The sequence below is a fragment of the Shewanella insulae genome, from assembly GCF_009831655.1.
Taxonomy (GTDB): Bacteria; Pseudomonadota; Gammaproteobacteria; order Enterobacterales; family Shewanellaceae; genus Shewanella; species Shewanella insulae.
Genome location: NZ_WRPA01000020.1, coordinates 39,937 through 54,367, shown reverse-complemented (window position 1 = coordinate 54,367; position 14,431 = coordinate 39,937). Strand labels below are relative to the sequence as shown.

The window sequence follows — 14,431 nt, the reverse complement described above, 5'->3', positions numbered from 1 at the left end:
GCTCTTAACGGCCCCTTACTCTGGCCTAATGAAGACTAAGCGTTACTTCTTAGAAGATTGAATGACGTCCCAGCCATAACCGCCATTACCCGAGCGTACGGCGTGTGAGTTGGTGTAGGGGATGAAGTCAAACATCAGGGTTTCACCTGGGCCAACATCTTTTGGCCATTGATACTTAAAGGTGGAGAACTTGCCGTCGAGTGGGAACCAGTACATGTAGATCAGATCCTGATCGTCATAGGTATTAGGTGTGTAGTGCATCGCCTTACTCGGGATCTCGATGTAGTCACCAGGTTGGAATGGCTGCATTCTTTCTTGCGCCCAGGTTAGGCCTTCACCGCTAAGGTTGTAGTAGCACTCCATTTCTCTGTGGTAATGAGGAATGGCCGTACCCGGTGCGACGCGAACTAAACCAATAACCGTAGGTTCGTCGTTGAGCTCTTTCCAGCACATACCCACTTCAGTTGCACTGGCGCCGCCTTCAGGACATGGAATAAGCGTATCGGGATCGGCAATCGTCCAGGTCAACCAACCTGAGTCATTCGCCCCCTTACCACCATGGTCGTTTGACTTGACCGAGAAGATATCTTTTTCGCCACTCTGCAGCTCTTTGAGGTAAGCCATTGCCTGCTCCTGCTTACAAACCATAGGCATGGTCTTAGTCGGAGCATTGATGGTCGATAGGGTTGGCTTCTCGTTGTGCCAAGGCTTATCGGCTGGTTTATCGGCAGCAACGGCGCAGCCTGTCATCAGTATTGCAGAGGTGATTAGTAGTTTTTTCATCATCATTTCCTTTGGCGATAAATCGCCTATTAGTGTTTAAATTTGGGGTAATCAAAGTTGTGGCAATCCATACAGATTGCCTGCTTTGGTGTGTGCTCACCGTGACACTCCATGCATGGCGCTTCTTGGCCATAGTGCATGCTATCGTGTGGATTCTGCTTGGCGTCATGACCTTCGCGTTTGGTCTGCTCTGCTAGCTCGCCCATGTCGTGGCACTGCAGGCAGGCCTCATCTGATGGGAAGCGTTTAGCACCCTGGTCGTGACAGGTCTTACAGCCGGAGTCATAAACCATGTCGTGGTATTCGCGTTTATCTCTCGCCTGAGCCGAAAGAGCGATGCAGCTAGTCAATGCCAGCACAAGTAATATGTTGATCTTGTTCATTTTTAGTCCTTATGCCTTCATGATTGAACGTGCCGCAGTAACACCGAATGCCATACATTCTGGTGTGGAGCAGCCCCCTAAACGGCTGACGCCGTGGACCCCGCCAGACACCTCGCCTGCGGCATATAATCCGGGGATCTTCTTGCCTGTCTTGGCGGCAATGACCTCGGCCTTGGTGTTGATTTGGATGCCTCCCTGGCAGTAGTGGACCTTGGGCCATAGGCGCTGCACTATGAAAGGCGCGGTGAGGTAAATACCTGTGCTCATATTCATCCGCTTGCCAAATTGTGGGTCTTCACCCGCCTTGACGTAGGTATTCCAGTCGTCAATCTGCTTCTTCAGTGGCTTGAGCGGCACATCGAAGTGCTTGGCAATGGCTTCGACGCTGTCGAACTCCCAGGCGACGTTATAGCGGAGCACATTTTCCATTGAGGGATCTTTCTGAGCCTCATGTTTCGGTGCGATTAACAGTGCGGGGTTAGGGTTACCCTCTGTATCGCGACGCTGTACCTCGAGATCGGCGCGGGTCTTGCGGTCTGCCGTTTCATTCATGAAACGTTGACCGGTCGAGCGATCGACTGCGATAGAGTGCGGGAAGTTGTAGAGGGAGAAGCCGGCACCATAGCCGAATCCACCCTCGTCGGGAGAGGCCCACGGACCGGACTGAATGAAGCTCAAGTGGACGGGCATGGCACCTTCGGCCAGCATGGCAATCAATCCATCGCCTGTGGCGCCGCGAGCATTGGTACAGCCGACTTCAGGGCCTAAGTTAGGGTCCAAGGCCTGACGGAAGCTGACGTTGGCGCCGAATCCACCTGTTGCGATCAGCACACCTTTCTCGGCGCGAACATTGATGAGTTCGCCTGAGTCTTCGTGACCGAAGTGATAGCCACGTCGTACCTTGATGCCCAGTACTTTTCCGTTGGCGGCTGTGATCAGGCCTTCGAACTTGTGGCGGATCTTGGTTTTGACGCCGTAGCTACGTGCGGTTTTAAGCATAGGGCGAATAAAGCCTGAGCCGCTGCGTTCGACAACCTGGTGACTGCGCGTGGCACTGGTGCCGCCGGTATTGATGATGTGATCGCGATAGACGCAGCCGCAATCTTTGGTGAGTTGGTAGATATAGGGGCCTAATTCGGCGCTGTGGCGCAGCAGTTCTTCGCTGGCGTAGCCTCGTCCCGATTTGAGTTGGTCCTGTACCATTAGTTCGGCGCTGTCTTCGATGCCGAGTTTTTTCTGTAGGTCTGTGTTGGCGAAGCAGGCCTGGCCGGCATTGAGTGTACTGTTACCGCCATATACCCCTAACTTCTCGAATACGACAACATCTTTGGCGCCGAGCTTACCTGCCTCAACCGCTGCGGCCAGGCCGGCGAAGCCCGAACCTACTATGATGATCTCATGTTCTTCATCCCATTTTATCTCTGATGGGCTCGCATTTGCGCTGAAGGGAACTAGTGCGCCAGCCGCAGCGGCACCAGCTCCTAGTTTTAAAAATGAACGTCTTGTTTGCATGTGTTACCTCCGATTAACTTGAGGTAACAATAATTTTTAAACCGCCACTCAATTATGCGCCAAATCACACTTTAATATGGGGGAGAAAGTTTTATGTGATGCTGGTTAAGAAAATATTTCTTTTAAGTATATTAATAGTGTGGGCACCATAAAATAGGTTAACTATTAGGGGTTAAATGGTGGTTTTATGCGTTGTCCGAAAGATAGCTGTGAGGCGTTACGATGCAATCAACTTCTGGATGAGGCTGAGAAGTTGATTGATAATCAAGGGGTTGTTTCCTTTAGATTTGCGCAGATCGCAAAGCAGGCGGGCTGTTCGACGAATACACTTTATAAGTATTTTGAATCAAAAGAAGATGTATTAGTTTGTCTTTTCTTAAGAAATACCACATCTACACGCATCCCCGTATTTATTAAGGAAAACCCTCAATTTAATATTTATCAGCTTGCCGTTTTGCCTGTTTTATTTACTTTCGAGGTGGTTAAAAGAAGTCCAATATTTAATATATTGCGTGTCGTCTCAATTAATAGCATGTTCTGGCAGTTAGCGAGTTCGGAAAAAATTGACGTCCTGAGAAATAGGGTCAATTTATTTTGGAGTTGTATTCGTCAGCCTATCGATAATGCCGTGAGCGCGGGGGAGCTCGAGGCAACCGAGATGGAGGTCAAGGAGCTGGTGCAGTCCTTATACTTTTTCCTGGCAGGGGCGACCTCTTCATATGAGAGTAGGTTGATGGATGAGTTTTACTTTACCCCAGACGATGAGACTGGTTATCGCCATATCAGTAGCCTGATGAATCGTTACCGTTGGAAGACGCCTGTTACTAAAGAGATTATGCAGGAGATGACTCAGAAAATAAGCGCGTTTCTCGATAAGGGGGAGGGTAAGGTACGTTCCTGCGAGACCTGTGCCGAGATAGGCAAGCGTCATCATTGCAGGGAAATCGATTAGCAGTCGTGAAACAGATGCTTAGGTTTGGTTAGCTGTTTATATATCTGTACTCCTCTCTCGATGAAGAGTTTGATGGCGGGGCCCATCAAGCTTGACTTTAAAGCAGGGCGTCCATAGTCTGCTAGATCAGTTATCGAGGTGGTATGCAATGCAAATAAATTATAATTTAAAACCTGCGTCTGAACGCCGCACTGAGCAGTTTAAGCCCGAGGCCAATGTGGGCTTCGGTAACCTTAGAACTGATCATATGTTTTTAATGGATTACCGCGATGGGGAGTGGCGGGATCCTAGAATCGTCCCCTATGGACCCTTCGAGATGGCCCCGGGTGCCATGGCTCTGCATTATGGACAATCTATCTTCGAGGGGGCTAAGGCCTTCATGCATGACGACGGTGAGATCTATACCTTCCGTCTGAATAGGAATGCCGAACGTCTCAACTTAAGCGGTGAAGTGCTCTGTATTCCGCCTATTCCCGAGGCGATGCAACTGGCGGGTATCAATGCCTTGATCGACGTCGACAGGCTGTGGTTTCCGATGCAGGAAGGGGCCTGTCTCTATATTCGTCCCTTCATCTTTGCCACCGAAGACAGACTCTCGGTGAGTCCGAGCCAGGAGTACACCTTCTGTGTTATGCTGAGTCCAAGTGGGGCTTATTATGCCGATGGCTTCGATAAGGCGATTCGTCTGCTGATCACCGAGCGATTCCATCGCGCCGTGTCGGGTGGTACCGGTGCCTCTAAGGCGGCGGGTAACTATGCTGCCTCGTTGAAGGCGGGTAAGGCGGCGGCGGAATATGGCGCCGCCCAGGTGTTGTATCTCGATGCCAACAACAAGCAGATCGAGGAGGTGGGCGCGATGAATCACTTCCACGTGCTAAAAGATGGCACCATCATCATTCCTAAGTTTACCGACACTATTCTTAAGTCTATTACCTCTCAATCCATCATGGAATTAGAGGAAGCACTGGGCTGTGAGGTTCGCCAAGAGACGGTAATGCTGGACAAGTTTATTGCCGATATCGAATCTGGCGAGATCGTCGAGGCCGGTGGCTTCGGTACGGCGGCCGTGGTGTCGCCTGTAGGTTCCTATATCTTCGAGGATCACAGAGTGGTAACGGTCGGCGATGGACAGGTGGGTGAGCATACCCGCCGCATCTATCAGGTGCTGACGGATATTCAGAAGGGTAAGCGTCAGGGACCAGAAGGTTGGATGCAAAAGGTTGAGCGCGTCGCGCCTTAACCATTGAGTCAGATATAAAAAGGCGCCTTTGAGGCGCCTTTTTTAATTGAACATCACGGTGGCGGAGACCCGAACCGGCTGGGCCGCCTTATTGTAGACCGTGGCGTTAAATCTTTGCTGGCTAAATCTGGCGAGCAGTGCTTGTTTCTGTTCGGGTGAGAGGGTCAAGTCGTCGAGTTCAAGATCCACTAGCTCTCCCGATGAGTTGATGCCGAAATGGATATTGAGTTTCTGCTTTTGTTCAACTAATCCCTGCCAATTCAGGGTGTTGTCTTGGATAACCCAATATTTGCTTAGCTGTGCCGGAGTGACCTCTAGATAGTCTCTTGGAGTTTGGGTAATAGCATTACTCTGGCAGGCGGAGACAAATAGCGGTAATGCGAGGAGCGCAGCCAAGCGGAAAAGCGATGACGGGTTGTGTATAGCGATAAAATGGAGTGGGTTCACAGCGACTACTCTCCGTTAATGCGTTTTTATGCATATATCTTGCTCATTTAGGCGGCTAAGTATATTAGCATTCACTTAAAAGTTGTAGTCAGTTTTGTGACATTTACAATAATTTGGCGTTAAAGATGAGTGACACTCGCTTAATATAGAGAAAAGGCCTTGCCGGAAGGGAGGGGCAAGGCCTTTTCCAGTCGATGCCAACGGGTGTTCGCTGGCATGAACCTACTTGACGCTACTCTTCCTGTAGCGCCTTAAGTCGTTTCTCCGTGTTACGTCTGCCCTGTTCGATATGGCGTCGCATAAGGAGGCTGGCCAATTCGCCATCGCCATCGGCAATAGCTTCAACAATGCATCTGTGTTCGGCGATGGCCTTGGTCGGTCGCGCCTCGCTGGTGCATTGGTATCGATACATGCGCAGCAGATGGTAGAGGTTGCCGATGAGTGTCTCCTGCAGGTGCCGGCTGCCGCTGGCGCGTATGATGCGATAATGAAAGTCCACATCACCATCTTGCTGAAAATAGGTGTCTCCCTGGGCCAGCGCTTCCTCTTGGCTATCCATTAGGCGTCGCAGCTGGATCAATGCCGTTGGCGTAATATGTTGGGCTGCGAGTTCGCAGGCCATGCCTTCCAACACGCTGCGTAGACGGTAGAGGTCGTTGAGTTCATCTATCGATAGCTGGGCAACACGGGCGCCGACATGGGGGACTCTGACGATGAGGCGGCGCCGTTCTAGGGTCAGCAGGGCTTCCCGGGTGGGACCGCGGCTGATGCCGTATCGTTGGGCGAGCATCTGCTCGTTGATCTTACTGCCGGGGGCAAGCTCTCCCTTGATGATACTGGTCTGGATCGCCTGTAGCGCCTTATCCGCTAGGGTAAGTGCAGGCGTCTCCTTGTCTATGGTGGTCAATGCGTCTAACGCCATGGGCTTGCTCATCAAGGCTCATTTGAGGATTGGAAGAGTTATGAAATTAGTGTGGACAGATAAAATTGTCAACAATCTATGGCTGAAACTTAAGTCTAACGCAAGATTTATTACTGTTTGTCAGTGGTCTATGGATTGGCGAGAGATTTCATTAACGTCTTTTGTTGACAATGATGGCGCGAACCGCCGAAAACGGCGGCTCGTCTCGAGAAGATTAGCGGCTCTCGGCCAGGGAGCTGGTTTCTTCGGTGATCAGCTGATCTGAGTTGTAGCGGGCCAGGATTTGGTGGATCTGCTCATCTTTCTGTTGCCAGATGCCGTTGAGCCAACGCTGGAACTGAGCACGACACTCGGCGTCGTTGAAATATTGCTTATCGTCCACTTCGGGTACCGGCATGGATTCGATGCGCACCACGATACGCTTTACCTTGCCGTGCATCACCTCAGATAGCGTGTTGTCGGCCGAGTCGGGATAGACCAGGGTGACGTTGAGCAGGCTGGTAAACTGCTCGCCCATGGCGGAGATGGTAAAGGCGATACCGCCCGCCTTTGGACGCAGCAGGTAGCGATAGGGGGAGCGCTGACGGGCCTTCTTCTCCTGGGTGAAGCGACTGCCTTCCACATAGTTGATGATAGAGGTGGGAATGCTCTTAAACTTCTCGCAGGAGCGCCGGGTGGTTTCTAAGTCTTTGCCCTTGAGTTTAGGGTTCTTACGTAGTTGCTTAGCACTGGTACGGTTCATGAAGGGCATATCCAGTGCCCAGCAGCCTAAGCCGAGGAAAGGAACATAGAGCAACTCTTTCTTCAGGAAAAACTTTAGCATGGGGATGTTGTTACGCAGCACATAGGTCAGCGCGGCGATGTCGAAACCACTCAGGTGGTTGCTGATCAACAGGTACCAGCCATCTTTCTTCAGCCCTTCCAGGCCTTCGATGTCCCATTCTATCTTGGCAATTAAAAACAGTATGCCGCCATTGATACAGGCCCAGCTCCACATGCAGCGGTTCATCAGGTGCGCAATACCGGTTCTCAGGAAGGCGATCGGTAAGAGTAGCTTAATCAAACCGCCGATGCAGATGATGCTGCTCCAAATGACGGTGTTGATGATCAACAACGTTAGGCTGAGCACGAATAATAGTGGGCCGGGTAAAAAATTTAGCATCTTCCTAAAACACCTTATCTGCGGTTACTGCTCAGTCATCTTGGTTAACATGGCATCCTTTTCTTGCCAGATTCGATTGAGCTGTTCCTGGAAACTGATCTTGTAGGCACGATCGTTGAGGTAGTCGCCGCGCATCTCGGGGGCGATATCGCTGACTTTGATGTGTACCCGGATCTGTTTTACCTGCCCCGAGATGAAATCCCAGAAGCTGGGGGTCTTGTCCGGATAGTAGATGGTGACATCGACTAACTTATGGATCTGATCACCCATCGCCGACAGAGCGAAGGCCATACCGCCCGCCTTAGGCTTGAGCAGGTGGTTAAATTCTGAATTCTGCTTCTTATGTTTCTCGGGTCTATAGCGGGTGCCTTCGACGAAGTTCATCACGCTGACTGGCTTGGTCTTAAACTTGGCGCAGGCTTTACGGGTGATCTCAATATCTTTGCCCCTGAGCTTGGGGTTCTTGCGTAGTTGGGCGCTGCTGTAACGGCGCATGAAGGGGAAGTCCAATGCCCACCAGGCGAGGCCGAGTACAGGCACATAGATCAGCTCCTGTTTCAGGAAGAACTTCAGGAAGGGGATCTTGTGATTCAAGATACGTTGCAAGACTAAGATATCTACCCAGGATTGATGGTTGGCGATCACCATATACCACTCCTTGGGCGAGAGTTCGCCGTCCCCTTCGACCTGAACATCCACCCGATGAAACAGACGCTCGATAAAGGTGTTGACGCTGATCCAGGCGGTGGCGCAGTGATCCAACAGGTAGCTACACAGGGTACGTAGCGGCGTGATAGGGATAAGTTTTATTATACTTACCAATAAGATAGGTATTACCCAAAATAGGGTGTTGATGACATAACAGCTAAATGCCAAGCTGCCTCTTATTAGTGATAACACCGCGCCCATTAAAGCCCCCATAAAAAATTCGGAGACCTATGTTACTCGCCTGAGCCCATTTGCTCAATCTTATCCTGTTCATATCGCCCACATAACCTTTAATAAAGTATGGGTATATTTGGCGTTAATAAGGATTTTTAAGGCTATTGAGCAGACGATCCATGGCGCGATAACCAAGAGCCTGGGCGATATGGTGGCGGGCGACTTCGGTGCTCTGCTCCAGATCTGCTATGGTGCGGGCGACTCGCTGTAGCCTGTGATAGCTACGTACCGAGAGCCCTAGCTGATTGACGCTCTGTTCGAGAAACTCGAGATCTTTCTGACTGAAGCCAGCGGTTTGGATGAGTTGTTTGCCGCTGAGTTCGGCGTTGAGTACCCCGGCGCGGCTCAGTTGGCGCTCCCTCGCCCGATGCACCCGCTTGGCGACGATCCTGCTAGGCTCTCCCTGCTGGCTGGCGGTAAGCGTGCCTTGAGGCAGTCGTGGCACCTCTATGGTGAGATCGAATCGATCGATGAAGGGGCCCGATAGCCTGGCGAGATAGCGCTGGATCTGATCCGGGGTGGCTCTTGCGTTGGCACTGTCACCGCAGGGGCTGGGGTTCATGGCGGCGATCAACTGAAAACGGCTGGCAAAGGTGAGTTTGGCGGCGGCGCGGGAGATCACCACCTCGCCGGTCTCCATCGGTTCTCGCAGGCAGTCGAGTACCTTGCGGGGAAACTCGGCCACCTCGTCGAGGAAGAGCACGCCGCGGTGAGCCAGAGAGATTTCGCCGGGTTTGGGATGACTGCCACCGCCGACCAGAGAGATGGCCGAGCTAGTGTGGTGGGGGCTGCGAAAGGGGCGTTGATAAAATGTCGGCATGGGAATGCTGAGCCCAGCTACCGAGTGAATGGCGGCGACCTCTAAGGCCTCATCATAGTCCAGTGGTGGCAGCAGCTGCATCATGCGACTGGCGAGCATTGTCTTGCCCGTCCCCGGCGGGCCGAGAAACAGCAGGTTGTGATTACCGGCGGCAGCGATCTCCAGGGCGCGCTTGGCCTGGTATTGGCCTATCACATCGCTGAGGCACTTGTGATCCATGTCAGGTTGGGTATCGAGCCACTGCAGATCTTGTGTCAGGCCGGGCAGTGAGCCTTGTCCGTGTAGGTACTGAGCCAGGCCTTGCAGATGGGCGGCGAAGAAGCACTTTCGGTAGCCGACCAGTTCGGCGTCTTCACGATTGTCCAGCGGCAGGATTAAGGTCTTATCCTGTTTGCGGGCATCTATGATTACTGGCAAGATACCTGAGCAGGGCCTTATCTGTCCGGACAAGGCCAGCTCGCCGATGAACTCGTGATCTTCTAGGTGGCTATCGGGCACCTGTTTGGAGGCGGCCAGTATGCCGATGGCGATGGGCAGATCATAGCGACCTCCCTGCTTGGGTAGATCGGCGGGCGCGAGATTGACTGTGATCCTGCGCTGGGGAAACTCGAATCCGGCGTTGATCAGGGCGCTACGCACGCGTTCCTTGGCTTCTTTGACTGATGTTTCCGGGAGTCCTACCAGACTGAAGGCGGGCAGGCCATTGCTGAGGTGGACTTCGACCGTGACTTCGGGAGCTGCCACGCCCAGGCTGGCGCGCGTGGTGACGCAGGCAATGGCCATAAACAAATCCTTTTGTTTTTGTTATTAAACCTTTTTTGACTAAGTGTAGCAGCATTGTATTATTTGAGCTGTCTGCACAAATTTTAGTTGCCTATTGGCCGGTTTCTGATAAAAGGTGCCTCATATATTCTGCTGCATCTTGTCGCGGCGCTGTTCTCGCCATTTTGGCATCTCGAGGTGGTATCTCAATCACGCCTTATTAAGGCTTATATCATTATAATGTTCGACGCCAACATTGGGCGTCTTCACATTGCTTACATCATTTAGCATTAATGTCACTAGGTCTCCATCCCGGGGCTCTTGGCCGTCGCTGGCCTGTATTAGGTTTAGGTTAGGTTTAAAATGAGTCTACTTGATAACGTCTTGATTATTTTGTTGTTGATCGGCACCAGTTGTTTCTTCTCCATGTCGGAGATCGCCTTGGCGGCGGCGCGCAAGATGCGTCTGCGTCAGTTGGCCGACGAGGGGGATCCCCGGGCAGAAAGGGTATTACTGCTGCAGGCCCATCCCGGTAGTTTCTTTACCGTGGTACAGATAGGGCTAAATGCGGTGGCTATCATGGGTGGCATCGTCGGCGAGTCTGCCTTCACTCCGTATATCAAGGCGGGTTTGCAGCCATGGCTGGCGGAACCTTGGCTTAGTCAGCTCAGCTTTGTGCTGTCATTTGTCATAGTGACCAGTCTGTTTATCCTGATTGCAGATCTAATGCCCAAACGGGTCGCCATGGTGATGCCTGAGCGGGTGGCCCTGGTGCTGGTGGGGCCCATGATCTTCTGTATCCGCCTGTTGACGCCCCTGGTGTGGGCGTTCAATGGCCTGGCTAATACCATCTTTCGTCTATTGCAGATCCCCACGGCCCGTAACGACCAGGTGACCTCGGACGATATCTATGCGGTGATGGATGCCGGCGCCGAGGCTGGCGTACTGGACAGGGATGAGCAGCAGATGATCGAGAATGTTTTTGAGATGCAGACTGTGCCGGTCACGGCAGCCATGACGGCGCGCGAGAGCCTGGTCTACTTCCTGTTGCAGGACGATGAGGAGGTGATAAAGCGCAAGATAGCCGAAGACCCCCATACCAAGTTTTTGGTGTGTGATGGACAGCTTGACACCATCAAGGGAGTCGTCGATGCCAAGGAGCTGTTGATTAGGGTGATCAATGGTCAGAGCATCACCCTAAAGGACAGTTCTCTGGTGCACAACTGTCTGATCATCCCAGACAGCCTGAGCCTGTCGGAGTCCATGGAATATTTTAAGAATCACAGGGCCGATTTTGCCGTGGTGATGAATGAATACGCCTTAGTGGTGGGCATAGTGACGACTAACGATCTCCAGAGCGCGGTGATGGGGGCCTGGTCACTCCATGAGAGTGAGGAGCAGATCATCGCCCGGGATAAGGACTCATGGTTGGTAGATGGTGTGACCCCCATTACCGATGTGATGCGCGCCTTCGGTATCGAGGCCTTCCCCCAGAGTCAGAATTACGAGACCATCGCCGGCTTCATGATGTTTATGCTGCGGAAGATCCCCAAGCGCACCGACTATGTTAATTATGCCGGCTTCAAATTTGAGGTGGTCGATATCGATGCCTATAAGGTGGATCAGCTGCTAGTGACCAGAATGCCCGCCGAGATGGCTTTACCCTTGGCCACTGGCGCCGAGGTATGAGGCCGGGCCTCAGGGGCTCAACGGCTCCAAAGGTGGGGGAAGGTCGGATGTTTGAGAGAAGCTCTCGTAGTCGCTGTTGTTTTGCTTGCTGCGGTACATGGCAATGTCGGCATTCTTCATCAGGGTCTTCCTGTCTTCGCCGTCTTGTGGATACCGCGCCATGCCAATGCTGATGCCGACGGCGAGCAGGTGTCCCTCACAGTGGATATCCTCGATCACCGCCTTTTGGATCTGCTCGGCCAGACGCTGTGCCTGACTCAGATCGCTCTTAGGCAATAACACGGCAAACTCATCGCCCCCCAAGCGCACGGGTAGCCCCTGAGGCGGCATGATACGCTCTATGCGATAGGCGATGATCTCCAGCACCTTATCTCCTGCGTCATGGCCCAGGTTATCGTTGATCATCTTGAAGTCGTCGAGGTCCATCATGATAAAGGTAAAGGAGGAGCCATTTTCCTTGATCAGCCGCTCCATGGTCTCATACAACATGTGGCGATTGGGTAGATCGGTCAGCGAGTCGTGATAGGCCTGGTAGTGTTTATCGTCCAGAGTGTCTTGTAGTTTCTCTATGGTCTTCTTGCTCATCTTCACGATTAACCAGACGAAGGCGCCGCCGGCGGAGAACACCAGCGAGACCACGATTTCCAAGGTTCCTATCTCTCGATTGAGTAGCATCCATAGAAAGCCCAGATAGCCGAAGATAAACAGGCCAATCATCAATAGCAGCAGGTGCCAGCCTTGGGACTGTGGTGGTTTCAACAGGCAGATCTGATAGGTAGGAATGAGTGATGTGAGCAGTCCCATCAAACCGAGCAACACGATGAAAATGGCAAAGGCGGTCATGTATCCCCCTTTCAGGGCGCATTGGCGTCGAGTATGCCATTCCATGGCTCGGACGTGCCGTTATCAGCCAGGGACTAAGGTCACGTCGAGATTACCAACCGCTTGAAAGTCTTGTGGCTGAGATGTCGGTATTAAGTATAGGCCAAGTTGGCTGCAAGGTAGATGGGACTGGGCTTATCTTAGTATCACCGGGCTAATAGGCTTGGCTGAGTAGTTGCAAATGGTGTTCTAGCAGGGGCTGTAACTTGCCCTCCTTGTTGAGGCTGTTGACCTTGGCATCGAACAGTTGCTTGATAGCCTCCTTGTGGGGCGAATTTTTAGAGATCAGCATGTAGAAGGGCTCAGGTTTGGCATCGGGGACGGTGATGCCGGCGAGAAGTGCGTAAAAGCTATCCATCTTGTTAATGGCCAGGGTGCCACTAAGGGTCTCCTTGCGGGCGAGGAAGAACTGGCAGCGCTTCTTGGTCAACATCTCGGGGAGATGGGCCAGACTGCGGATTTGAAACAGATGAAAGTCGGGCGTTAGGCCGAAGTTTTCATAGTTGAAGTTCTTGATGCCGCACACGTTGCCATAGTCGATGAGCTGGCCCAGATGCTGTACTTGCACCCCCTTGGGAAAGTCGGTCTTGAGATAGTAATAGCTGGGTGTCAGGTAATAGTAGGGAGCGGAGATAAGATAGTCGCGGCGACGCTCACCGTTGAGCGACGCGCTCATGGCCGCATCTACCGTGCCCTGTTTGACCTCCTTAAGGCAGCGATTCCAGGGCAGGGCGATCACCCTGTGGCTGAGGACGCTCTGGCCGAAGGCAAGGTTAAGTATGTCGATGTCGTAGCCGATACTCCTGGGCTCGACACTCTGATCACGGTCGAAATAGTTGAAGGGGGGGAATTCGGTGTTCTCGACGCATATGGTGACGGAGGCCCTGGCATAGGCGGGTAGCGCCGAGATTAACAAGGCCAGGCCGCAGCATAGGCGAGTGACCAAGCGTCCCCATGATTTCATAGCTAACCTCTTGAAATTACTTTGATGAAATCAGTATAGCAGAGGCCTGCTCAAAGCAAATTTTTTGCTAGTTGACCGCATTGAGTTCTTTGACGAAGGCGGCGATCACTGGCTCATCTTCACGGCTCTTCTTGCTGCAACAACCCAGTTCGAAGGGGGGAATGGCCACCGGCGAGCTGAGCTGCTGGATCCTGTCCTTCACCGGACTGTTTTGAATCACTACCTCAGGGGTGATGCTTACCCCACAGCCCAGTGCCACCATGGAGGCGATCGCCTCCTGCCCCGAGACCTGGGCGTAGACATTGGCATTGAGCCCTAACTGCTTGAACCAGTTTTCGATTCTCAGTCGTCCCGGACCATGTTCCGGCAGGATGAAGGGCAGGCGGTCCCAGGATATATAGGGCTCGGTCAGCAGCTCCTGCACAGCGCATTTGAAGGTGGGGGCGATGATCACCAGGGGCACATTGTCTATCTTGATGAAGTGCAACGACTCGGGCAGGGATTCGGGCTTGGCGGCGATGCTGATGTCGGCACGGTTCTGCCGCACCATCTCTACCGCGTTGGCGGCGTCGCCCGTGGTGAGGGCGATCTCCACCAGGGGATGTTCGTTACGAAAGCGATCCAGCAGCGTTGGTAGATGGCTATAGGCGGCGGTGACCGAACAGTAGATGTTGAGGCGACCGCGCAGTAGATCTTGCTTGGGATCCAGCCTGTGTTTCAGCTTACTCCAGTTATCCAGGGTCTGCTCGGCAAAGTGACGATACTCGATCCCGGCATTGGTGAGGGTCACACTTCGATTGTCACGCTCGAACAGCTTGGCGCCTACCTCCTCTTCAAGGCGCTGCATGGTGCGGCTCAGGGTGGAGGGGCTGACATGCATCTGCTGGGCGGTGCGGGCAAAGTGCAGGCTGTTGCTCAGGTGCAGATAGAGTTTAATGGTTCGAATATCCATGGTGTCGCCTTACTTTTTA

Annotated in this window: 14 protein-coding genes; 3 read left to right on the top strand and 11 right to left on the bottom strand. The window is 52.6% G+C overall.

The genetic code is table 11. The features are described 5' to 3' along the window. Positions 1-42 precede the first annotated feature (42 nt). From GNT65_RS17735 to GNT65_RS17725, 3 genes are read right to left on the bottom strand one after another with little or no spacing between them, the layout of a single operon-like run. A complete protein-coding gene (locus GNT65_RS17735; protein ID WP_239872455.1) occupies positions 43-783 on the bottom strand; it encodes a cupin domain-containing protein in 741 nt (246 codons plus the stop codon). 29 nt (positions 784-812) lie between these two features. After that, positions 813-1,166, bottom strand: a complete 354-nt coding sequence (locus GNT65_RS17730; RefSeq protein ID WP_160798534.1) for a cytochrome c3 family protein — start codon at positions 1,164-1,166, stop codon at positions 813-815. 9 nt (positions 1,167-1,175) lie between these two features. Beyond that, positions 1,176-2,678 carry a flavocytochrome c gene (locus tag GNT65_RS17725; protein WP_160798533.1) on the bottom strand — a complete coding sequence of 501 codons (1,503 nt, stop codon included), beginning with the start codon at positions 2,676-2,678 and terminating at the stop codon, positions 1,176-1,178. A gap of 187 nt (positions 2,679-2,865) precedes the next feature. Between GNT65_RS17725 and GNT65_RS17720 the strand changes: the two genes are divergently transcribed. Together GNT65_RS17720 and GNT65_RS17715 are read left to right on the top strand one after the other, a co-directional pair. After that, positions 2,866-3,630: a TetR/AcrR family transcriptional regulator gene (locus GNT65_RS17720; protein WP_160798532.1), complete on the top strand. Its 765-nt coding sequence runs from the start codon at positions 2,866-2,868 to the stop codon at positions 3,628-3,630. Between the two features lie 148 nt (positions 3,631-3,778). Next, positions 3,779-4,870 carry a branched-chain amino acid aminotransferase gene (locus GNT65_RS17715; protein ID WP_160798531.1) on the top strand — a complete coding sequence of 364 codons (1,092 nt, stop codon included), beginning with the start codon at positions 3,779-3,781 and terminating at the stop codon, positions 4,868-4,870. 42 nt (positions 4,871-4,912) lie between these two features. Here GNT65_RS17715 and GNT65_RS17710 read toward each other — a convergent pair whose 3' ends face one another. From GNT65_RS17710 to GNT65_RS17690, 5 genes are all read right to left on the bottom strand, one after another. Continuing rightward, positions 4,913-5,317, bottom strand: a complete 405-nt coding sequence (locus GNT65_RS17710; RefSeq protein WP_160798530.1) for a hypothetical protein — start codon at positions 5,315-5,317, stop codon at positions 4,913-4,915. Positions 5,318-5,549: 232 nt separating this feature from the next. Further along, positions 5,550-6,251, bottom strand: coding sequence for a GntR family transcriptional regulator (locus GNT65_RS17705; protein ID WP_160798529.1), 702 nt, complete (start codon positions 6,249-6,251; stop codon positions 5,550-5,552). Between the two features lie 202 nt (positions 6,252-6,453). Then, positions 6,454-7,401, bottom strand: a complete 948-nt coding sequence (locus GNT65_RS17700) for an acyltransferase (protein ID WP_160798528.1) — start codon at positions 7,399-7,401, stop codon at positions 6,454-6,456. 24 nt (positions 7,402-7,425) lie between these two features. After that, a complete protein-coding gene (locus GNT65_RS17695; protein ID WP_160798527.1) occupies positions 7,426-8,310 on the bottom strand; it encodes an acyltransferase in 885 nt (294 codons plus the stop codon). Positions 8,311-8,425: 115 nt separating this feature from the next. Continuing rightward, a complete protein-coding gene (locus GNT65_RS17690) occupies positions 8,426-9,946 on the bottom strand; it encodes a YifB family Mg chelatase-like AAA ATPase (protein ID WP_160798526.1) in 1,521 nt (506 codons plus the stop codon). 342 nt (positions 9,947-10,288) lie between these two features. Here GNT65_RS17690 and paeA point away from each other — a divergent pair, with 342 nt between their 5' ends. After that, complete coding sequence (gene paeA, locus GNT65_RS17685; protein ID WP_160798525.1) at positions 10,289-11,614, top strand: polyamine export protein PaeA; 1,326 nt, start codon at positions 10,289-10,291, stop codon at positions 11,612-11,614. A gap of 9 nt (positions 11,615-11,623) precedes the next feature. Here the strand turns inward: paeA and GNT65_RS17680 are convergent, their stop codons facing one another. The 3 genes from GNT65_RS17680 to ilvY all read right to left on the bottom strand — a co-directional run bounded on the left by GNT65_RS17680 (position 11,624) and on the right by ilvY (position 14,412). Further along, positions 11,624-12,457: a GGDEF domain-containing protein gene (locus GNT65_RS17680; RefSeq protein WP_160798524.1), complete on the bottom strand. Its 834-nt coding sequence runs from the start codon at positions 12,455-12,457 to the stop codon at positions 11,624-11,626. A 193-nt stretch (positions 12,458-12,650) separates the two neighbouring features. Beyond that, entirely contained in the window at positions 12,651-13,460 is an 810-nt protein-coding gene (locus GNT65_RS17675; RefSeq protein WP_160798523.1) for a substrate-binding periplasmic protein, read from the bottom strand. Between the two features lie 67 nt (positions 13,461-13,527). Beyond that, the gene (ilvY, locus tag GNT65_RS17670; protein ID WP_160798522.1) at positions 13,528-14,412 is read right to left on the bottom strand and encodes an HTH-type transcriptional activator IlvY; all 885 of its coding nucleotides are present in this window, start codon (positions 14,410-14,412) and stop codon (positions 13,528-13,530) included. Positions 14,413-14,431: the final 19 nt, after the last annotated feature.